19 protein-coding genes and 1 tRNA gene are annotated in these 18,197 nt (G+C 68.6%); 16 read left to right on the top strand and 4 right to left on the bottom strand.

Features of this window, described 5'->3' with window-relative positions; all coding sequences use genetic code 11:
* Positions 1-81 precede the first annotated feature (81 nt).
* The 3 genes from U5N23_RS32620 to U5N23_RS32610 all read left to right on the top strand — a co-directional run bounded on the left by U5N23_RS32620 (position 82) and on the right by U5N23_RS32610 (position 1,661).
* Complete coding sequence (locus U5N23_RS32620; protein ID WP_322596811.1) at positions 82-513, top strand: group II truncated hemoglobin; 432 nt, start codon at positions 82-84, stop codon at positions 511-513.
* 69 nt (positions 514-582) lie between these two features.
* The gene (locus U5N23_RS32615) at positions 583-1,164 is read left to right on the top strand and encodes a hypothetical protein (protein WP_322596810.1); all 582 of its coding nucleotides are present in this window, start codon (positions 583-585) and stop codon (positions 1,162-1,164) included.
* 26 nt (positions 1,165-1,190) lie between these two features.
* A complete protein-coding gene (locus U5N23_RS32610; RefSeq protein ID WP_322596809.1) occupies positions 1,191-1,661 on the top strand; it encodes a RidA family protein in 471 nt (156 codons plus the stop codon).
* Between the two features lie 62 nt (positions 1,662-1,723).
* On the opposite strand, the gene U5N23_RS32605 is transcribed toward U5N23_RS32610, so the two are convergent.
* Complete coding sequence (locus tag U5N23_RS32605; protein ID WP_416208715.1) at positions 1,724-2,479, bottom strand: Smr/MutS family protein; 756 nt, start codon at positions 2,477-2,479, stop codon at positions 1,724-1,726.
* A 194-nt stretch (positions 2,480-2,673) separates the two neighbouring features.
* The gene (gene radC, locus U5N23_RS32600) at positions 2,674-3,387 is read right to left on the bottom strand and encodes a RadC family protein (protein WP_322596808.1); all 714 of its coding nucleotides are present in this window, start codon (positions 3,385-3,387) and stop codon (positions 2,674-2,676) included.
* Between the two features lie 89 nt (positions 3,388-3,476).
* Here radC and U5N23_RS32595 point away from each other — a divergent pair, with 89 nt between their 5' ends.
* Positions 3,477-3,941 (top strand): FKBP-type peptidyl-prolyl cis-trans isomerase, encoded by a 465-nt coding sequence (locus tag U5N23_RS32595; protein ID WP_322596807.1) that lies wholly within the window; start codon positions 3,477-3,479, stop codon positions 3,939-3,941.
* Positions 3,941-4,936 (top strand): 4-hydroxy-3-methylbut-2-enyl diphosphate reductase, encoded by a 996-nt coding sequence (gene ispH, locus U5N23_RS32590; protein WP_322596806.1) that lies wholly within the window; start codon positions 3,941-3,943, stop codon positions 4,934-4,936. Before U5N23_RS32595 ends, ispH begins: the two co-directional genes overlap by 1 nt.
* Before the next feature lie 18 nt (positions 4,937-4,954).
* Here ispH and U5N23_RS32585 read toward each other — a convergent pair whose 3' ends face one another.
* Positions 4,955-5,647: an HPP family protein gene (locus U5N23_RS32585; RefSeq protein ID WP_322596805.1), complete on the bottom strand. Its 693-nt coding sequence runs from the start codon at positions 5,645-5,647 to the stop codon at positions 4,955-4,957.
* 160 nt (positions 5,648-5,807) lie between these two features.
* On the opposite strand from U5N23_RS32585, the gene U5N23_RS32580 reads away from it, so the two are divergent.
* The 5 genes from U5N23_RS32580 (at position 5,808) to U5N23_RS32560 (ending at position 9,970) form a co-directional block, all read left to right on the top strand.
* Positions 5,808-6,746 (top strand): threonine/serine dehydratase, encoded by a 939-nt coding sequence (locus U5N23_RS32580; protein WP_322596804.1) that lies wholly within the window; start codon positions 5,808-5,810, stop codon positions 6,744-6,746.
* A 171-nt stretch (positions 6,747-6,917) separates the two neighbouring features.
* Positions 6,918-8,240 carry a serine--tRNA ligase gene (serS, locus tag U5N23_RS32575; RefSeq protein ID WP_322596803.1) on the top strand — a complete coding sequence of 441 codons (1,323 nt, stop codon included), beginning with the start codon at positions 6,918-6,920 and terminating at the stop codon, positions 8,238-8,240.
* A gap of 175 nt (positions 8,241-8,415) precedes the next feature.
* Complete coding sequence (locus tag U5N23_RS32570; protein WP_322596802.1) at positions 8,416-8,928, top strand: DUF1993 domain-containing protein; 513 nt, start codon at positions 8,416-8,418, stop codon at positions 8,926-8,928.
* A gap of 73 nt (positions 8,929-9,001) precedes the next feature.
* Positions 9,002-9,091 (top strand) — tRNA-Ser (locus U5N23_RS32565).
* A gap of 240 nt (positions 9,092-9,331) precedes the next feature.
* Entirely contained in the window at positions 9,332-9,970 is a 639-nt protein-coding gene (locus tag U5N23_RS32560) for a hypothetical protein (RefSeq protein ID WP_322596801.1), read from the top strand.
* Between the two features lie 138 nt (positions 9,971-10,108).
* Here U5N23_RS32560 and U5N23_RS32555 read toward each other — a convergent pair whose 3' ends face one another.
* Positions 10,109-11,524 carry a PLP-dependent aminotransferase family protein gene (locus U5N23_RS32555; protein WP_322596800.1) on the bottom strand — a complete coding sequence of 472 codons (1,416 nt, stop codon included), beginning with the start codon at positions 11,522-11,524 and terminating at the stop codon, positions 10,109-10,111.
* A gap of 156 nt (positions 11,525-11,680) precedes the next feature.
* Between U5N23_RS32555 and U5N23_RS32550 the strand changes: the two genes are divergently transcribed.
* From U5N23_RS32550 to U5N23_RS32525, 6 genes are all read left to right on the top strand, one after another.
* Positions 11,681-12,964, top strand: coding sequence for a hydroxymethylglutaryl-CoA reductase, degradative (locus tag U5N23_RS32550; RefSeq protein WP_322596799.1), 1,284 nt, complete (start codon positions 11,681-11,683; stop codon positions 12,962-12,964).
* Between the two features lie 77 nt (positions 12,965-13,041).
* Complete coding sequence (locus tag U5N23_RS32545) at positions 13,042-14,250, top strand: ABC transporter substrate-binding protein (RefSeq protein ID WP_322596798.1); 1,209 nt, start codon at positions 13,042-13,044, stop codon at positions 14,248-14,250.
* A gap of 41 nt (positions 14,251-14,291) precedes the next feature.
* Positions 14,292-15,209: a branched-chain amino acid ABC transporter permease gene (locus tag U5N23_RS32540; RefSeq protein WP_057201929.1), complete on the top strand. Its 918-nt coding sequence runs from the start codon at positions 14,292-14,294 to the stop codon at positions 15,207-15,209.
* Positions 15,210-15,216: 7 nt separating this feature from the next.
* Positions 15,217-17,028, top strand: coding sequence for a branched-chain amino acid ABC transporter ATP-binding protein/permease (locus U5N23_RS32535; protein WP_322596797.1), 1,812 nt, complete (start codon positions 15,217-15,219; stop codon positions 17,026-17,028).
* A gap of 10 nt (positions 17,029-17,038) precedes the next feature.
* Entirely contained in the window at positions 17,039-17,749 is a 711-nt protein-coding gene (locus U5N23_RS32530) for an ABC transporter ATP-binding protein (RefSeq protein ID WP_322596796.1), read from the top strand.
* Between the two features lie 130 nt (positions 17,750-17,879).
* A complete protein-coding gene (locus U5N23_RS32525; RefSeq protein ID WP_322596795.1) occupies positions 17,880-18,191 on the top strand; it encodes a hypothetical protein in 312 nt (103 codons plus the stop codon).
* Positions 18,192-18,197: the final 6 nt, after the last annotated feature.

Here is an 18,197-nt window from a genome sequence, read left to right as displayed (position 1 = left end):
GCGGCTTGCAAGTGAGAGATACGAACATCCCTGTTCTTACAATCAAGCTCGCCAGACATGCCTGGCGCAGACTGTGACCCCATGGACGACGACACCCCCGACAACACCACTCCCGCCACCACACCTTTTGAATGGATCGGCGGCGAACAGCGCGTGCGCGCCCTGGTCGAGCGCTTCTACGACCTGATGGACCTGGAGCCGGGCTATGTCGAGCTGCGCGCCGCACACGGCAGCGACCTCGCCAGCGCGCGGCAAAAGCTGTTCTGGTTCCTCTGCGGCTGGCTGGGCGGGCCGTCCTACTACACCGACCAGTTCGGCCACCCGCGCCTGCGTGCGCGCCACATGCCGTTTTCCATCGGCCCGGAGGAGAGCCGGCAGTGGGTGGCCTGCATGGACCAGGCCATGGGCGAGACGGGCGTGCCCGAGGCGCTGCGCACGCGCTTGCGCGAAAGCTTCACCGGCACGGCGGACTGGATGGTCAACCAGCCCCTGGTGGCCAGGAAGCTGATGTAAAAATCGGTTGGGCTCCAGAGTGCGCCCGCAGGCATACTGCGAGTCCATTCCATTGAAGGAGCCCGCGCCATGAAGCGTTCTCTTGTGCTTGCCGCCAGCCTGCTGGCCTGTGCCCTGACGCATGCCCAGCCGGCCCCCGCCGCTGGCGACACCTGGAGCAACGTGCCGCCTGCCTCGGACGACCGCTTCACCAACCCCAAGAGCAAGCTCTACGCCGGGCCCAACGGCTGGCACAACTTCGGCGAGGTGCGGGCCGAGGTGGCCAATGCCGCCAAGAGCCGCTATGCCTTCAAGACCGGGCTCAACTACCTTGCGACCCCCAAGGCCTTCGTGTTTGCCACCAACTCCCAGACGCAACTGGTCGAGGTGGACTTTGGCACCGACCGCCCCGCACCGGGCGCCTACGAGGTGGCGGCCAAGCCGGACCCGGCCCAGAAAAAGCTGCGGGTCTCGCTGGCCGACGCATCGGGCGGCAAGCTCTTGGGCTGGCAGAGCGGCGACAAGGCCGGCACCGTGGCGGTGTCCAGGGTCAACGGCTACCTGTATTTCAGCGCGCGCAACCTGCGCCTGGCGCCTGTGGGCATGGGCAACACGGGCGATCTCAAGCAGCCCATGTCGCTGGGCTTCGAGGGCGCAGTGGCGCCCGAATGAATCTTTTGAAGGGAGAACGGCTGTCCATGTCCTGCGATGAACGGTTTGCACAGGAGGCCCAGGCACTGGGTTACCGCTTCGACGGCGAGATCAAGATCGGCGGCAATTACGTGCCTTTGGTGCGCGATGGCCGCCACCTCTACCTGAGCGGCCAGATCCCGCGCGTGGGCGACACCGTGGTGGTCACCGGTGCCGCCGGCACCGATGCCTCGCTGCAGGACGCGCAACGCGCCGCCAAGGTCTGCGCCATGCGGGCGCTGGCGCTGCTGCAGCGCGCCCTGGGCACGCTCGACGCCGTCACGGCCGTGCTGCGCATCACCGTCTACGTGCAGTCGGCGCCCGGCTTCACGCAGCAAAGCGAGGTGGCCGATGGCGCCTCGGAACTGCTCTACCGTGTGCTCGGCCCGGTGGGGGCGCACACGCGCACCTCGGTCGGGGTGCTGCAGCTGCCCAAGAATGCCACCGTCGAAGTGGACCTGATCGCTGCAGCCGATTGACACCGGGGCGCAGTGCGCGCGCCCCCTGCCTTCACGGGCCACTGCCCATGGCGCGCATGCGCCTATGGACTGCGGGGCCCCACGGGCTGCAGCAGCACCAGCAGCGCACCCGCTCCGCCATCGACGGGCCGCGCCTGCACGAAGGCCAGCACCTCGTTCTTCTGCACCAGCCAGCGCTGCACCCGGCCCTTGAGCACGGGGCTCTTGCCGGGTGAGCCCAGGCCCTTGCCATGCACCACGCGCACGCAGCGCAGCCCATTGCGGTGGGACTGGCGGATGAACTGGCCCAGGGCCTCGCGCGCCTCGTCCACGCGCAGGCCATGCAGGTCGAGCTGGCCCTGGATGCTCCAGTAGCCTGAGCGCAGCCGCTGCGTGACCTGCACGCCGATGCCGGGGCGCCGGTAGCTCAGCGCGTCGTCGGTGTCGAGCAGGGTGCTCACGTCGAAGTCGTCGCTGATGGATTCGAGCAGCACGCGCTCCTCGTCCAGCCAGTGCTGCAGCGGCAGCGGCTGGGGCAGGCGGCGCTGCAGGCGCGCCAGGTTGCGCACGCGCAGCGGGGTGATGGGGCCCACGCTGCGGCTGAACAGTTGCTGCTCGGCCTCGGCGCGGGCGGCGGCCTCGCGCCGGGCCTTCTCTTCGGCCTGCTCGCGCTCGTGCTGCTCGCGCAGCTGGCGCGCCACCGTGGCCAGCTCCTGCAGGTCGGCGATGCGTTGGCCGGCGCGCCGGGGCGCGGGGGGCGCCCGCCGAGGGGGCTTTGCCGCGGGGGCAGGTGCGGCGGCGGGCGGCCGGGGCACGCGCGCCGGTCGGGCGGCCGCCAGGCGGGCCGCTGCCGATGCGCGCCGGGCGGCGCGCGTGGGTTCGGGCACCGGCGGGGCCGGGGCGGGCAGGGCGGCTGCCAGGCTGGGGGGTAGGGCCTCCTTGCCCGCACTATCGGCGGCGCGGGCCAGGGCGGTCTGCAGTGCGGTGGGCGCTCTGGGGGGGGCGGTGGGCGGGCGCGCCGGTGGTACGGGGCTCACAGCAGCCCCTTCTCGGCCATCGACAGCGCCTGCCCCGGGGCCACGATGACATGGTCGAGCACGCGCACGTCGATCAGCGCCAGTGTGGTCTTGAGCGTCTGGGTCAGCGCCTCGTCGGCGCGGCTGGGCTGCACGCTGCCGCTGGGATGGTTGTGGGCCAGCACCACGGCGGCGGCCTGGTGGTGCAGGGCGCGCAGCACCACCTCGCGCGGGTAGACGCTGGCCTGGGTCAGCGTGCCGCGGAACAGCTCTTCGAGCGCCAGCAGCCGGTTCTGGTTGTCGAGGAACAGTACGGCGAACACCTCGTGCCCCTTGGCCGCCAGGTGCAGCTGCAGGTAGTGCTTGACGGCGTCGGGCGAGTCGAACACCTCGCGCTCGCGCAACTGCTGGGCCAGGGCACGGCGCGCCAGCTCCAGCACGGCCACCAGCTCGGCGCGCTTGGCGGGCCCCAGGCCCTTGATGCGCGCCAGGTCCTCCGCACTGGTGTGCAGCAGGCCGGCAATGCCGCCAAAACCGCCCGTGGGCTTGCCGCTGGCGGCATCGCGCACCGGCGGGTCGAGCAGCTCCTGCGCCATCTGCAGCACGCCCTTGCCCACGATGCCGGTGCGCAGCAGGATGGCCAGCAGCTCTGCATCGGCCAGCGCGGCGGGGCCGCGCGCGAGGAGTTTTTCGCGCGGCTGGGCGTCCGGGGGGAGGTCTTTGATGGCCATGGCGTGCAGAGGGTTAGGGGGCTCTCGGACACCCAGCCATGGGGGATTGCCCGTTTTTCTACAATAGAGGCCAGTTTATCGGGACTTTCATGACCTCTACCGCCACAGCCCTTCCCACCGTACAGCCGGGCTCCTTTCTCACGCTGCACTATCGCCTGGCTGGTCCGGCGGGGGATGTGATCAACACCTTTGCCGACAAGCCGGCCACGCTGTCGCTGGGCACGGGCGAGCTGTCGCCTGCCATGGAGCAGCACCTGCTGGGCCTGGTGGAGGGCACGCGCGCCACCTTCGAGCTGCCTGCGGGCGCAGCCTTCGGCGAGCGCAACCCCGACATGCAGCAGTGGGTGGCCAAGAAGCTGCTCAACGAGCTGGGCAGTGCCGACGAAAAATACAGCCCCGGCGATGTGGTGCAGTTCCCCACCCCCGACGGCATGGGCAGCTATGCCGGTGCGGTGATGCAGGTGCGCGAGGACGGCGCCGTGCGCTTCGACTTCAACCACCCGCTGGCCGGCCAGCCCGTCACCTTCGAAGTCCATGTGATCGGAATCCTCTGATGCAGACCCCGCAAGAAATCCTGCTGGCCGAGCCGCGCGGCTTTTGCGCCGGCGTGGACCGCGCCATCGAGATCGTCGAGCGCGCGCTGCAGAAGTTCGGCCGCCCGATCTACGTGCGCCACGAGATCGTGCACAACACCTACGTGGTCAACGACCTCAAGGAAAAGGGCGCGATCTTCATCGAAGACCTGGCCGACGTGCCCCCGGGCGCGACGCTGATCTTCAGCGCCCACGGTGTGAGCAAGGCCGTGCAGGAAGAGGCCGTGGCGCGGGGCTTTTCGATCTTCGACGCGACCTGCCCGCTGGTGAGCAAGGTGCATGTGGAGGTGGCCAAGCTGGCCAAGGAAGGCTACGAGTTCATCATGATCGGCCACAAGGGCCATCCCGAGGTGGAGGGCACCATGGGCCAGCTCGACCACGGCATCCACCTGGTGGAGGACGTGGAGGACGTGGCCCATGTGCAGCCCAGGCAGACCGCCAAGCTCGCCGTGGTCACCCAGACCACCCTGAGCGTGGACGACGCCGCCGAAATCTCGGCCGCCGTGCGCGCGCGCTTTCCGCAGGTGCGCGAGCCCAAGCACCAGGACATCTGCTACGCCACGCAGAACCGGCAGGACGCCGTCAAGGTGCTGAGCCCGCAAGTGGATGTGGTCATCGTCGTGGGCAGCCCCACCAGCTCCAACAGCAACCGCCTGCGCGAGCTGGCCGCCAAGCTGGGCACCACGGCCTACATGGTCGACAGCGCCGAAGAACTGCAGGCCGAGTGGTTTACTGGCGTGGCGCGCGTGGGCCTCACGGCCGGCGCATCGGCCCCCGAAATCCTGGTCAAACAGGTGATCGACCGCATCAAGGCGCTGGGCGCCGTGTCGGTGCGCACCATGTCGGGCATCGAGGAAACCATCAAGTTCCCGCTGCCCAAGGGCCTCAAGATCGATGCCGCCACGGGCTTCGAGATCCAGGAGCGCCAGCCCGAAACCGGGCCGGCCGGCCATTGAAGCAGCGCAAGTAGGCGCTTACAACGCCACTGCCGGACCGCTCCACAGGTCCAGCGGCGGGTCGGCCGCCACCGCGCGCAGGATGTCGGTGCGCGAGATGAAGCCGGTGAGGCGGCCCGAGTCGTCGGTCACCGGCAGGCCGGGCAGGCCGGTCTCCAGCAGCACGGCCGCCACGCGGCGCAGTTCGGTGTCGGCGGCCACGGCGGGCACGGGGCTCACCATCACTTCCGCCACGGGGCGGCGGGCCAGGTCGATGGCCTGCTTCACGGCGCCGGGTTCGGGCAGCAGGTCCAGCGGCGCCATGTCGGCGCGCAGCAGCAGGCCCACCACGCGGCCCTGGGCGTCCACCACCGGCGCCTGCGCCACATGGTGCTCGGCCAGCGTCTGCCAGGCCGCGTTGACCATGGCATCGGGCTGCACGGTCAGGGCCTCCTGGGTCATCACGTCGCTCACCAGCGTCAGCGGCTTGCGCGCCTGCTGGGGGCCTTGTTCGGTCTGGGCATAGGCGCTCACCGCGTCCTGCAGGCGCAGGTTCAGCGGCAGGGCCACGGGGTGTGCCAACGGGGCTGGCACCTCGGGTTGGGCCTGTTCATCCAGCGAACGGGTGCGCAGGGCCTGGGGGCGCTGCACGCGCCGCACCGGTGCAATGGTGGCCAGGTTTTCCGCCCCGCCACGGTACATCTGCCCTGACGGGCCGAACACGAAGAACATGCAAGCAACCTCCTGCGGGCATGCCTGCAACGAGCGGCTGCCCATGCCCATGTTATCGGCAGCAAAAAGGCCTGGGCACAGCCCAGGGTGTATCCGTGTGTGTGCTGCGGCACGGGGTGGGGCATCTACACTCGTCCATTGTCCTGAATTCGAGCACCCCATGATCGACCGCGCCGCCATCTCCGCCGCCCGCACCCAGCTGGCTTCCCGCCCCGACTTCCTGCGCACCACGCCGCTGCTGCGCCTGAGCGGCCGATCCCTGGGCGTGGACTGCGCCGAGGTCTGGCTCAAGCTCGAGCACCTGCAGGTGGGCGGCAGCTTCAAGGCGCGCGGCATGCTGTACCGCCTGCTGGCCAACCCCGTGCCCGAGAGCGGCGTGATCATCGCCTCCGGCGGCAACGCCGGCATCGCCGTGGCCGCGGCTGCCAAGGCCCTGGGCGTGCGCTGCGAGGTCTTCGTGCCCGAGGTCTCGCCCGAGGCCAAGCGCGCGCGGCTGCGCGCCCTGGGGGCCGACGTGGTCGTCACCGGCGCGGCGTATTCCGAAGCCTTCGAGGCCTGCGTGGCGCGCCAGAAGACCACCGGCGCCCTGCAGGCCCATGCCTACGATCAGCCCGAGGTGGTGGCCGGCGCGGGCACGTTGGCGGCCGAGATCGAGGAGCAGGGCGGCCGCCTGCCCGACACCGTTCTCGTCAGCGTGGGCGGCGGCGGCCTGATCGGCGGCGTGGCCGCCTGGGTGGAAAGCCGTGCCCATGTGGTGGCGCTGGAGCCCGAACGTGCGCCCACCCTGCACGCGGCCCGTGCCGCCGGCATGCCGGTGGACGTGGAGGTGGGCGGCATCGCCGCCGACTCGCTGGGCGCGCGCCGCATCGGCGCCATCGGCTGGGAGGTGAGCCAGCGCCATGTGCACGAATCGCTGCTCTTGCCCGACGAGGCCATCCGCTCGGCCCAGCAGTGGCTGTGGAAGGAGCTCAAGCTGGCGGTAGAACCTGCGGCTGCGCTGGGCCTGGCGGCCCTGCAGACCGGCGCCTACAAGCCCCAGCCGCAGGAGACCGTGGCGATGATCCTCTGCGGCGCCAATTTCGATCCCGCGAACCTGTAACCCCCTGAGTCGCTTCGCGCCTTCCCCCTGAAAGGGGGACGCCCCCAGTGCGGCGGGGCGGCCCTTGCACGGGGGCACTGGCTTGGGGCGCGCCAGTTGCAAAGCTTGCGCGCGATGCTTGCCGCGATCACCCTGAATCAGGCTTTTTTGCCAGCCCTCTAAAATCGCACCATGCTAGACATTCTTCTTCTCCGCAAAGACCTCGACACCGCCATCGCGCGCCTGGAAACCCGCAAGAAGCCCCAGGCCTTCCTGGACGTGGCCGCCTTCCAGGGCCTGGAATCCGAGCGCAAGACCCTGCAGTCACGCACCGAAGAGCTGCAGTCGCAGCGCAACCAGCTGTCCAAGCAGGTCGGCATGCTGATCAGCCGCGGCGACAAGGACGCTGCCGAGGCTGCCAAGGCCCAGGTCACGGCCATGAAGGCGGAGCTGGAGCAATCGGCCGCCCGCCTGGAGCAGATCCAGTCCGAACTGCTGGCCATGCTGGTCGCCGTGCCCAACCTGCCGCACGAGAGCGTGCCTGTGGGCTCGGACGAGTCGGGCAACGTCGAGGTGCGCCGCTGGGGCACGCCCGGCACCTACGCCTTCGAGGTTAAGGACCATGTGGACGTGGGCACGCCCCTGGGCCTGGATTTCGACATGGGCGTCAAGCTCTCGGGCTCGCGCTTCACGGTGATGAAGGGCTCCATCGCCCGCCTGCACCGCGCACTCGCCCAGTTCATGCTGGATGTGCAGACCCAGGAGCATGGCTACACCGAGTGCTATGTGCCCTACGCCGTCAATGCCGACTCGCTCAAGGGCACGGGCCAGTTGCCCAAGTTCGAGGGCGACCTGTTCGCCGCCAAGAAGGGCGGCCAGGACGGCGAGCCCGTGCCCGACAACGCGGCGCTCTACCTCATCCCCACCAGCGAGGTGCCGCTGACCAACTTCGTGCGCGACGTGATCGTGGCCGAGGCCGAGCTGCCGATCAAGCTCACGGCGCACACCCCGTGCTTTCGCTCGGAGGCCGGCAGCTACGGGCGCGACACGCGCGGCATGATCCGCCAGCACCAGTTCGACAAGGTCGAGATGGTGCAGATCGTGCACCCCGAGAAGAGCTACGAGGCGCTCGAAGCCATGACCGGCCACGCCGAAGCCGTGCTGCAAAAGCTCGGCCTGCCCTACCGCGTGATGAGCCTGTGCACCGGCGACATGGGTTTCGGCGCCGCCAAGACCTATGACCTCGAAGTCTGGCTGCCCGCGCAGAACACCTACCGCGAAATCAGCTCGGTGAGCAACTGCGAGGCCTTCCAGTCGCGCCGCCTGCAGGCGCGCTTCAAGAACGCCCAGGGCAAGAACGAGCTGCTGCACACCCTGAACGGCTCGGGCCTGGCCGTGGGCCGCACGCTCGTCGCCGTGCTCGAGAACTACCAGCAGGCCGACGGCAGCGTGGCCATCCCCGAGGTGCTGCGCCCCTACATGGGCGGCCTGGCCGTGCTGGCGCCGCAGGGCTGATGCAGGGCGGCTGCATTCCTTGAACGAGACGGGCCTACGGGCCCGTTTTCCATGCCCGCAAGGGGCAGCGGTGGCGCGGCAAGCAGCATCCTGCGCGTTGTGGTGCAATCCGCTTCCGATGCGGGCCGCCTTGCGGCGGCATCGCCACAACACCGACCCACCAGGACCGATTCCCATGACCTACCCCATGCACACCTCCAGCATCCCCGTGTTCCGCCAGATGCTGGGCGCTCTGAAGGACGTGCTCGCCAAGACCGAGGCCCATGCCACCGCGCGCAAGATTGAACCCGACGCGCTGCTGCAGGCCCGCCTGTACCCCGACATGTTCCCCATGGCGCGCCAGGTGCTGATCGCCTGCGACTTCGCCAAGGGCGTGTGCGCCCGCCTGGCTGGCGTCGAAGTCCCCTCGTTCCCGGACGGCGAACGCCCCGGCTTCGCCGAGCTCAACGAGCGCATCGACACCGTGCTGGTCTTCATCGAAGGCCTGCCCGCCGAGAACTTCGCCGAGGCCGCCACCCGCCAGATCACCCTGCAGCCCGGCACGCCGCGCGAAAAGCAGTTCCTGGGCCAGGCCTACCTGCTGCACTACGGCCTGCCGCAGTTCTTCTTCCACGTGACCACCACCTATGCCCTGGCGCGCCACAACGGGGTGGAGCTGGGCAAGAAGGACTACATGGGCAAGGCCTGATTTTCTTCGGCGCACTGCGCGGCCATTGCTGGCTGCCAAAAAAGCCTGCTATAATCGCAGGCTTCGACACATAGGAGAGGTGGCAGAGTGGTCGAATGTACCTGACTCGAAATCAGGCGTAGTGGCAACACTACCGTGGGTTCGAATCCCACCCTCTCCGCCACTGACAAGGCCCCGACGCTATTTCACCGTAGCTCGGGGCTTTTTCTTTTTCTGCGCCCTCGTTCAACCAAACCATGGCTGGACCGGTCTGGCCGTGCGCCGCCGATCCAGGACGGGAAGGCCCGGTGCGGCATTGCTGCACCTCACCCTTTTGTCGCTATCGCATTTGTCTTCTTCGTGTGAGAATTTGCAGCTGGATTCACCCTGGCTCGCCCATTTCTGCCGATCAAAGGACCTGTTCATGATGCTTCGTAAAACCGCCGCTGCCTTCGCTCTCGTCGCTGGTGCTGCCATGGTATTCCCCGCACACGCGGCCGACCCCGCCGTGTTCGATGCCGCCACGGGCCGCCTGAGCATGCCCATCCTGCAAATCGACAGCAGCCTGAAATTCCGCGACGTGGTGATCCAGCTGCTGTCTCCCGGCCAGTTGCAGCTCAATGATCCCAGCGTCGGTGCGGACATCAGCTTCAGCTCGACCGGCAACGTGCTGCGCATTCCGCAGCTGAGCTTTGGCGGCGCCCTCTACCCCGCCGTGAGCCTGACCAGCCCCGCCTTCTCGCTGGTGAGCTTCGGTGAGGCCGTGATCGACGGCGGTGCCACCGGCGGCACATACACGCTGGATGTCCGGGTCATGACCGAGGGCATCACCGTGCCGCCCATCACCATCAACAACGTGCCCAAGCCGGCCAACCAAGCCGAGTTCTGCAGCGACCCGGCCCTGCAGCAGGCGGTGATGCAGAACGCCGGCGTGGGCCAGGCCACCTGGACGATGACGGGCTGCAGCTTCAACGGCACCTCCGGCCGCATGACCGGGGTGCTGAACATCACCAGCCCGATTGCGCTGAGCATCCCGGTCACCGCAGACTACAGCTACCGCTGAGCGTCTTTCGTCCAGGGGGCAAATGCTCGCCATGGCCCGGGCCAGGCTGTGCTTTGCGCCTGGATCCAGTGCGTTGTGGCGCGCCCCCCGGACACGGCCGAAAAATTCCAGCCTCCGAGCACCCCTGGGGGCAGGCCCTCAGCCTGCCCCTGGCCCAGTTGCCTGCACCAGCGCCTTGCGCAAGGCCTTGGCAAAGCGCGGGTCCGTCACGGCGCCCACGTTGAAGCGCGACCAGCGCGAAGTCGCCGCAAAGTCCACCGAGAAGATGCGCCCCGGCGCCATGACGATCTTGCGCGGCAGCATTTCCTGCGCAAAGGCCAGCGAGTCCTGCACGCCCGGCAGGGCCACCCACTGGTACAGCGATTGCGGGTTGCGCGTGAACACCTCGGCGCCCACGGTGTCGAAGATCTGCAGCGCGCTCTGGGTGGCGGCGGCCAGGCGCTCGCGCAGGCGCTGGATGTGGCGCTGGTAGTGGCCCTCGCTCAGGATCACGTCCACCGTGCGCTCGCTGTACTCGGAGCTGCTCACGTGGATCAGTGCCTTGAGGTCGGCGATGTCGCTGGCCAGGTCGGCACCGCAGGCAATGAAACCCACGCGCAGCGCGGCCGAGAAGGACTTGGAGAAGCTGCCGATGTAGATCGTGCGTTCGAGCTGGTCCAGTGAGGACAGGCGTGGCGCGCTGGTGGGCTTGAAGTCGGCCAGCGGGTCGTTCTCGACGATCATCAGGTCGTACTTCTGCGCCAGCTGCAGCACCCGGAAGGCCTTGGCCGCCGTCAGGTCCGACCCCGTGGGGTTGTGCGCCACCGACTGGGTGAAGAAGAGGCGGGGCCGGTGGGTGATGAGCCGTTGCTCCAGCGCCTCCAGGTCGGGCCCGTCGGCCAGGCGCGGCACGCCCACGATGTGTGCGCCGGCCAGCTTGAGCTTGCCGAACAGCGGGTAGTAGCCCGGGTCGTCCACCAGCACCGGCGCCCCTGGCGGCACGAAGTAGCGGATGACGATGTCCATGGCCTCGTTGGCGCCATGCGTCAGCACGATCTGCCGCGGCTCGGTGCCTATGCCCAGGTCCCCGAGCTTGCGCACCAGGTGCTGGCGCAGCGGCTCGTAGCCAAAGCGGTTGCCATAGCGAAAAAGGGCTCCCAGGCCGGTGCGCACCACCTTGTGGTGGAACTTGTCCAGGCGCACATCGGCCAGCCATTCCACGGGCGGGAAGCCATCGCCCACGGCCAGCTCGCCGGGCTCGGACTTGAGCTGCTCGCGCATCAGCCAGACGATGTCCATGGCGCGGCCGAGCGAGCCGGCTTCCTCCTCCTTGGCCTGGGCCTTGGGCTGCGCGCGCACGAAGTAGCCCGAGCCCCGGCGCGGCTCGATCAGGCCGCGCGCCACCAGCATCTCGAAGGCCGCGACGATGGTGTTCTTGGCATAGCCATGCAACTGCGCCAGCTCGCGCAGCGAGGGCAGCTTGTCGCCCGCCTGGAAGGCTCCTTCGCGTATTTGCCGGTCGATGGAGTCGGCCAGGGTGAGGGTCAGCGAGGCGGTCTTTGGCGCGGCTTTCATGGGGCATTCGGAAGGGGTTGGCCAACTATGACACAGGCCATGTGTACCTGGACAGTTGACTCAACTGTCCCTTGAATCTGTACCCATTGCGGCTGGTACAGATGGCCTAGAGTCCGCACCATCGCTCACTGATTCACCTTTCCAGGACATCCCAACATGGTCGCCGACTCCCGCCTCCCCCACTTCCGCGCACTGAGCCCCGCACAGCGTTTCGAGCATGTGGTGCAGGCCGCCGGGCTCACGGCCGACGAGGCCGCGCTGCTCGGCCAGCCGGGCGCCCTGGGCGTGGAGCGGGCCAACGGCATGATCGAGAACGTCATCGGCACCTTCGAGTTGCCGTTGGCCGTGGCGGGCAACTTCCAGGTCAATGGCCGCGAGGTGCTGGTGCCCATGGTGGTGGAGGAGCCCTCGGTGGTGGCCGCCGCCTCCTACATGGCCAAGCTGGCACGCGAGTGCGGGGGCTTCCAGGCATCGAGCACCGGGCCGCTGATGCGCGCCCAGGTGCAGGTCATCGGCCTGGCGGACCCCCATGGCGCGCGCCAGGCCCTGCTGCTGCAGCGCGAGGCCATCCTGGCCGTGGCCAACAGCCGCGACAAGGTTCTGATCGGCCTGGGCGGCGGCTGCCGCGACATCGAGGTGCATGTGTTCGACGACGCGCCGCGCGGTGCCATGGTGGTCATGCACCTGATCGTGGACGTGCGCGACGCCATGGGCGCCAACACCGTCAACACCATGGCCGAGGCCGTCTCGCCGCTGGTGGGGCAGATCACCGGCGGCACAGTGCGCCTGCGCATCCTCTCGAACCTGGCCGACCTGCGGCTGGCGCGGGCGCGTGTGCGGCTTACGCCCGAGGTGATGGCCACGGCCGAGCACAGCGGCGAGCGCATCATCGATGGCATCGTCGACGCCTGCAGCTTCGCGGTGATCGACCCCTACCGCGCGGCCACGCACAACAAGGGCATCATGAATGGCATCGACCCCGTCATCGTCGCCACCGGCAACGACTGGCGCGCGGTGGAGGCCGGCGCCCATGCCTATGCCTGCCGCAGCGGGCGCTACACCTCGCTCACGCGCTGGGAGAAGGACGCCAGCGGCGCCCTGGTCGGCAGCATCGAGATGCCCATGCCCGTGGGCCTGGTGGGCGGCGCCACCAAGACCCATCCGCTGGCGCGCCTGGCGCTGCGCATCCTGGGCGTGCAGTCGGCGCAGGAGCTGGGCGAGGTGGCCGTGGCCGTGGGCCTGGCACAGAACCTGGGCGCCCTGCGCGCGCTTTCCACCGAAGGCATCCAGCGCGGCCACATGGCGCTGCATGCCCGCAACATCGCGCTGGTGGCCGGCGCCACGGGTGACGAGATCGACCGCATTGCCAGGCAGATGGCGCAGGAGCACGACGTGCGGGTGGACCGCGCGATGGTGTTGCTGGCAGAGATCCGGGGCTAGGGCGTAATCACGTTCTGGCCCGGCCGGGCAGGCCCGCAAAGGGTCGCCTTTTTTACGACAACGACAGGAGACAAGACATGAAGCTGAATCCCCGTATCCCTTCCCTTGTGCGGCCGCTGTTCGCGGCGGCTGCGCTGGCCCTCGGCCTGTCCGCGGCCCAGGCGCAGGACATCCGCTTCGGCTTCAATGCCGACCAGTCGGGCACCGGCGCCGCCGAGCTGGGCGTGGCAGCGCGCCACGGCTTCGATCTGGCCATCGAGGACATCAACAAGGCCGGCGGCCTGCTGGGCAGGAAGGTCGTGGGCATCGTGCGCGACGACACGGGCCAGCCGCCCAAGTCCATCCAGAACATGACCGAGTTGATCGACAGCGAGAAGGTGGCGGCCGTGGTCGGGCCCACCAACTCGGGCAATGCGCTGGCCTGGTTGCACATACCACAGCAAAAGAAGGTGCCCGTCATCGTGCCCGTGGCCACGGCCACCGACATCACCAAACGCTATGCCAACGAGGCGCAGAACTACATCTACCGCGTGTCGATGGTGGACCGCGAGCAGGTCGCGCTGCTGATCGCCTACGCCGTCAAGGCCACGAAGAACCAGAAGATCGCCTTCATCGCCGATTCCACGGGCTTTGGCCAGCAGGGCGTGAAGGACCTGACCGAGGTGCTGGCCCTGCACGGCAGCAAGGCCGTGGCGGTGGAGAAGTTCGGCCCCAAGGACACGGACATGACCTCGCAACTGGCCAAGATCCGCGACGCCGGGGCCGACACGCTCATCGTCTACGGCCTGGCTGACGCCAATGCCCAGCTGCTGCGCAGCATGGAGAAGATCAACTACCTGCCCACCACGCTCGGCACCTGGGGCAACATGAGCACGCCGCTGCTCAACACGGCCGGCAAGAAGCTGGCCGAGCACATCATCTTCGCCACCTCCACGGCCGAAGACAGCAACCCGCGCGCCGTGGCCCTGGCCGCCCGCGTGCGCGAGCGCTACCCGCAACTGCCCACCTTCGTGGCGGCCGCGCAGTCCTACGACTCGGTGATGCTGCTGGCTGCGGCCGTGAAGAAGGCCGGCAGCACCGATGGCGAAAAACTCGCCGCCACGCTGGAGAATGGCGTGCCCGACACCCAGGGCGTGGTCAAGCTCTACCAGAAGCCCTTTGCCAAGGGCGACCACGAGGCGCTCTCGGTGGCCGATTTCCACCTGGCCCGCTGGCGCGATGGCAAGGTGTCGGCCTATGAAGACGCCATCACCAAGGCACTGACGCCGGCAGACTACAAGAAGTAAATCGGCCCCAGCATCGCGGGCCCCGGGACAGCACCATCACCATGACCAACGTACTGCAAGCCTTGCTGAGCGGCCTGGCCCTTGGCGGAATCTATGCGCTCGTCGCCCTGGGTTTCAGCATCACCCACACGACGACCAAGACGCTCAACTTCGGCCAGGGCGAGTTCCTGGTCGCGGGCTCCTTCATCGCGGTGGCCACCTTGCTGCTGCTCTCGGGCAAGGGGCACACCGGCGTGCTGGCTGCAGCGGACGTGACTTTCGCGCGCTACGGACTGGCGCTGCTGGTCTCGCTGGTGGTGCTGGGCCTGCTCGGCGTGGTGCTGTACTTCACGGCGGTGCGGCCCTTCGTGGGCGCCACCGGCATGGCCTGGGTCATGAGCACCATCGGCTTCGGCATCATCGTGCAGAACACGGCGCTGGCCATCTGGGGCCCTGGCTCCATGGCCATGCCCTCGCCGCTGGGCGACGGGGTGATCCGCATCGCCGGGGCTGGCATCCGCGCGCAGGAGATCCTGGTGCTGGGCGTCACGGCCGTGGTCATGCTGGTGCTGGACTACGTGCTGCGGCGCACCAAGGTCGGCAAGGCCGTGCGCGCCGTGGCGGTGAACAAGCAGGCCGCGGCCCTCATGGGCATCAACGTCGGCGCCATCGTGGTGCTGGCCTTCGTGATCTCGTCGAGCCTGGCGGGGCTGGCCGGCCTGCTGATCGCCCCCATCACCACGGCCTCGGTCTTCATGGGCCTGGCGATCGCGCTCAAGGCCTTCTCGTCGGCCATCGTGGGCGGCCTGACCAACCCGCGCGGCTGCATTGCGGGGGGCTTCATGCTCGGCTGCATCGAGGCGCTGGTGGGCCTGTGGCGCGCGGAGATGCGCGAGATCACGGTCTTTGCGCTCATCATCCTGGTGCTGGTGGTCAAGCCCGAAGGGCTGTTCGGCCAGAAGCCGTTCGAGAAGGTGTGAGGCCGCCATGCGCATTTCCACCCACACCCTGGCGTTCATTGCGGTCGCCGCCGTTGCGGTGCTGGCGCCGCTGGCGATCAGCAACGATTTTTATCTCAAGATCATTTTCACGGCCGGCATGTACTACCTGGCCGCTGCCGGCCTGAACGTGCTGGTCGGCTGGAGCGGGCAGAAGTCGCTGGGCCATGCCGGGCTGTTTGCCGCCGGGGCCTACACCGCCGCATTGCTCACGACCCAGGCGGGCTGGAACCCCTGGCTGGCGCTGGTGGCCGCGGCCGTGGTGGCGGGGCTCTTCGGCGTGCTGATCGCCTTGCCCTCGCTGCGCGTCAAGGGCCCGTCGCTGGCCATGGTGACCATCGGCTTCGGCATCGTGGTCGAGAAGATCGTGACCGAATGGCAGGTGCCCTTTGGCGGCCAGCAGGGCATCTACGGCATCGTGCCGCCCTCCATCGGCGGGCGCATGCTGGACATGCGCGGCTGGGCCTGGCTGGTGCTGGCCTTCGCGCTGGCCACCCACCTCATGCTGCGCACCCTGCTGGGCGGCAAGTACGGCCGGGCCTTCCAGGCGGTGCAGGCGGCCGAGGTGGCGGCGGAGAGCGTGGGCATCGACGTCTACCGCATGAAGGTGCTGGCCTTCGTCATCAGCGCCGTGACCTGCGGCGTGGCCGGGGCGCTGGTGGCGCAGCAGAACCAGTACATCAACTCCGATTTCATCAGCTTCAACCTGTCGATCTTCCTGCTGCTCATCGTGCTGTTCGGCGGCCCCTCCATCATGGGGCCGGCGGTGGGCGCCGTGGCGCTGACCTTGCTCGATGCCTTCCTGGCGCGCTGGCCCGGGCTGCAGCATTTCACCTACGGGGCGCTGCTGCTGTTTGCGCTGTACGCCATGCCGCAGGGCCTGGCCGGTGCGCTGCAGCGGCTGGGGCGGCGCCTGTGGCCACGGCTGTACCAGGCGCTGCCATTGCCAGCGGCGCAGGGCGAGTGGTTGCCGCGCCAGGCGCAGGCAGCCCCTGCCGATGGCGTGGTGCTCAGCGCCAGTGGGCTCTACAAGGCCTATGGCGGCGTGGTGCCGACCAACGACGTCAGCCTGTCGCTGCGCTCGGGGCATGTGCATGCGCTGATCGGCCCCAACGGTGCGGGCAAGACCACGCTGCTCAACATCCTGTCGGGCATCGTGGCGCCGGACCGGGGGCGCATCGAATTTGCGGGCCGGGGCATCGCCCGCGTGCGCGCCAGCCAGGTCTGCCGGCTGGGCATAGGGCGCACCTTCCAGAACCTCAAGCTGTTCACCCACATGAGCGTGCTCGACAACGTGCTCGTCGGCCTGCACCCGCACCTGCGCGTCGGCTTTGCGGCCAGCCTGTTCGGTCTGCCCTCGGCGCGGCGCGAGGAGCGCCAGGCGCGCGAGGAGGCCGTGCGCCTGCTGCAGTTCGTGGGCATGCTCGACCGCGCCCACGACGAGGCCGGCAGCCTGCCCTATGGCCTGCAGCGCCGGCTGGAGCTGGCGCGCGCGCTGGCCACCCAGCCGCGCCTGCTGCTGCTCGACGAGCCGGCCGCCGGCCTGAACCCGCAGGAAACGCAGGAGCTGACGCAGCTGATCCGGCGCATCGGCGCCAAGGGCATCACCGTGCTGCTGATCGAGCACCACATGGACCTGGTGATGGCCGTGTCCGACCATGTGGTGGTGCTCGACTACGGCGCCAAGATCGCCGAAGGCGCGCCCGCTGCCATGCAGGTGGACCCCAAAGTGATCGCCGCCTACCTGGGAGTGGATGACGAGGACGAGAGCCCCGCCACACCAGCCCATGCCCTTGCCTGAGACGTCGCCCATGCTCCAAATCGAACAACTCGCAGTGAACTATGGCGCCATCCTTGCCTTGAAGGGCGTGAGCCTGGAAGTGGCGGCCGGGGAGGTGGTCACCCTCATCGGCGGCAACGGCGCGGGCAAGAGCACGCTGATGAAGGCCATCTCGGGCCTGGAGCCCTGCGCCGGCGGGCGCATCGTGTTCGAGGGCCAGGACCTGGCGCGCACGCCGGCCCACCGGCGCGTGGCCCTGGGCATTGCCCAGTCACCCGAGGGGCGCCAGGTGTTCCCGGACCAGAGCGTGCGCGACAACCTGCTGCTGGGCGCCTACCTGCGTCCCGCGAGCGATCCCGCGGTCGAAGCCGACCTCGAAGAGCAGTTCACCACCTTCCCGCGCCTGCGCGAGCGCCAGCACCAGATGGCCGGCACCCTGAGCGGCGGCGAGCAGCAGATGCTGGCCATCGGCCGGGCACTGATGGCGCGCCCGCGCCTGCTGCTGCTCGACGAGCCTTCGCTGGGCCTGGCGCCGTTGATCGTCAAGGAGATCTTCGGCGTGATCCGCGCGCTCAAGCAGCGCGGCATGACCATCCTGCTGGTGGAGCAGATGGCCAACCAGGCGCTCAAGGTGGCGGACCGGGCCTATGTGCTCAAGACCGGGGAGATCGCGTCTTCGGGACCGGCGCAGGCCTTGCTGGCGGATCCTGCCGTGCGCGAGGCCTATCTGGGCAAGCACTGAAGATGCTTCCTGCAGCCCGTGTGGCGGCAGTCCTACAAGCCTATGCGCCGTCCGGGAGGCGGGAAAACCCGGTGCCAAAAATACCATGGAGCCAGACACAACAGACCTCGCGGTCGAAAGGAAGGCTTCCATGAAAAGTTGGTACAAACTGTCGCTCGGCAACGATGCCCAGGCCTTCGAGCCCACCCAGCGCATCCAGCAGATGTTCATGTCGCAGTTCCTGATTTCGCCGGCAGGCTCCAAGCGGGCGCTGTTCTCGTGCTACGACAAAGAGGCCGACCGGCTGTGGCTGTTCTTCTCGCCCGCCGCGCAGGACATTGCCCTGCGCGTGTATGCCGAGCCCTGCGATCCGCCCACGGCGCTCGACTGCATCGGCCTGCTGGCTGGTGAAGGCGATGCCCTGGCCGATTCAGTGCACCTGGAAGCCGAAGCCATGGCCTGACGGGCC

The organism is Acidovorax sp., from assembly GCF_034519795.1.
Classification (GTDB): domain Bacteria; phylum Pseudomonadota; class Gammaproteobacteria; order Burkholderiales; family Burkholderiaceae_C; genus Acidovorax.
The sequence above is the reverse complement of the archived record's forward strand: the minus strand, read 5'-3'. Positions and strand labels throughout refer to the sequence as shown.

Bases quoted from the DNA above. Each gene is read 5' to 3' on its own strand.
- U5N23_RS32620 (WP_322596811.1), top strand. From the start codon at position 82: ATGGACGACGACACCCCCGACAACACCACTCCCGCCACCACACCTTTT.
- U5N23_RS32615 (WP_322596810.1), top strand. From the start codon at position 583: ATGAAGCGTTCTCTTGTGCTTGCCGCCAGCCTGCTGGCCTGTGCCCTG.
- U5N23_RS32610 (WP_322596809.1), top strand. From the start codon at position 1,191: ATGTCCTGCGATGAACGGTTTGCACAGGAGGCCCAGGCACTGGGTTAC.
- radC (WP_322596808.1), bottom strand. From the start codon at position 3,387: ATGGCCATCAAAGACCTCCCCCCGGACGCCCAGCCGCGCGAAAAACTC.
- U5N23_RS32595 (WP_322596807.1), top strand. From the start codon at position 3,477: ATGACCTCTACCGCCACAGCCCTTCCCACCGTACAGCCGGGCTCCTTT.
- ispH (WP_322596806.1), top strand. From the start codon at position 3,941: ATGCAGACCCCGCAAGAAATCCTGCTGGCCGAGCCGCGCGGCTTTTGC.
- U5N23_RS32585 (WP_322596805.1), bottom strand. From the start codon at position 5,647: ATGTTCTTCGTGTTCGGCCCGTCAGGGCAGATGTACCGTGGCGGGGCG.
- U5N23_RS32580 (WP_322596804.1), top strand. From the start codon at position 5,808: ATGATCGACCGCGCCGCCATCTCCGCCGCCCGCACCCAGCTGGCTTCC.
- serS (WP_322596803.1), top strand. From the start codon at position 6,918: ATGCTAGACATTCTTCTTCTCCGCAAAGACCTCGACACCGCCATCGCG.
- U5N23_RS32570 (WP_322596802.1), top strand. From the start codon at position 8,416: ATGACCTACCCCATGCACACCTCCAGCATCCCCGTGTTCCGCCAGATG.
- U5N23_RS32560 (WP_322596801.1), top strand. From the start codon at position 9,332: ATGATGCTTCGTAAAACCGCCGCTGCCTTCGCTCTCGTCGCTGGTGCT.
- U5N23_RS32555 (WP_322596800.1), bottom strand. From the start codon at position 11,524: ATGAAAGCCGCGCCAAAGACCGCCTCGCTGACCCTCACCCTGGCCGAC.
- U5N23_RS32550 (WP_322596799.1), top strand. From the start codon at position 11,681: ATGGTCGCCGACTCCCGCCTCCCCCACTTCCGCGCACTGAGCCCCGCA.
- U5N23_RS32545 (WP_322596798.1), top strand. From the start codon at position 13,042: ATGAAGCTGAATCCCCGTATCCCTTCCCTTGTGCGGCCGCTGTTCGCG.
- U5N23_RS32540 (WP_057201929.1), top strand. From the start codon at position 14,292: ATGACCAACGTACTGCAAGCCTTGCTGAGCGGCCTGGCCCTTGGCGGA.
- U5N23_RS32535 (WP_322596797.1), top strand. From the start codon at position 15,217: ATGCGCATTTCCACCCACACCCTGGCGTTCATTGCGGTCGCCGCCGTT.
- U5N23_RS32530 (WP_322596796.1), top strand. From the start codon at position 17,039: ATGCTCCAAATCGAACAACTCGCAGTGAACTATGGCGCCATCCTTGCC.
- U5N23_RS32525 (WP_322596795.1), top strand. From the start codon at position 17,880: ATGAAAAGTTGGTACAAACTGTCGCTCGGCAACGATGCCCAGGCCTTC.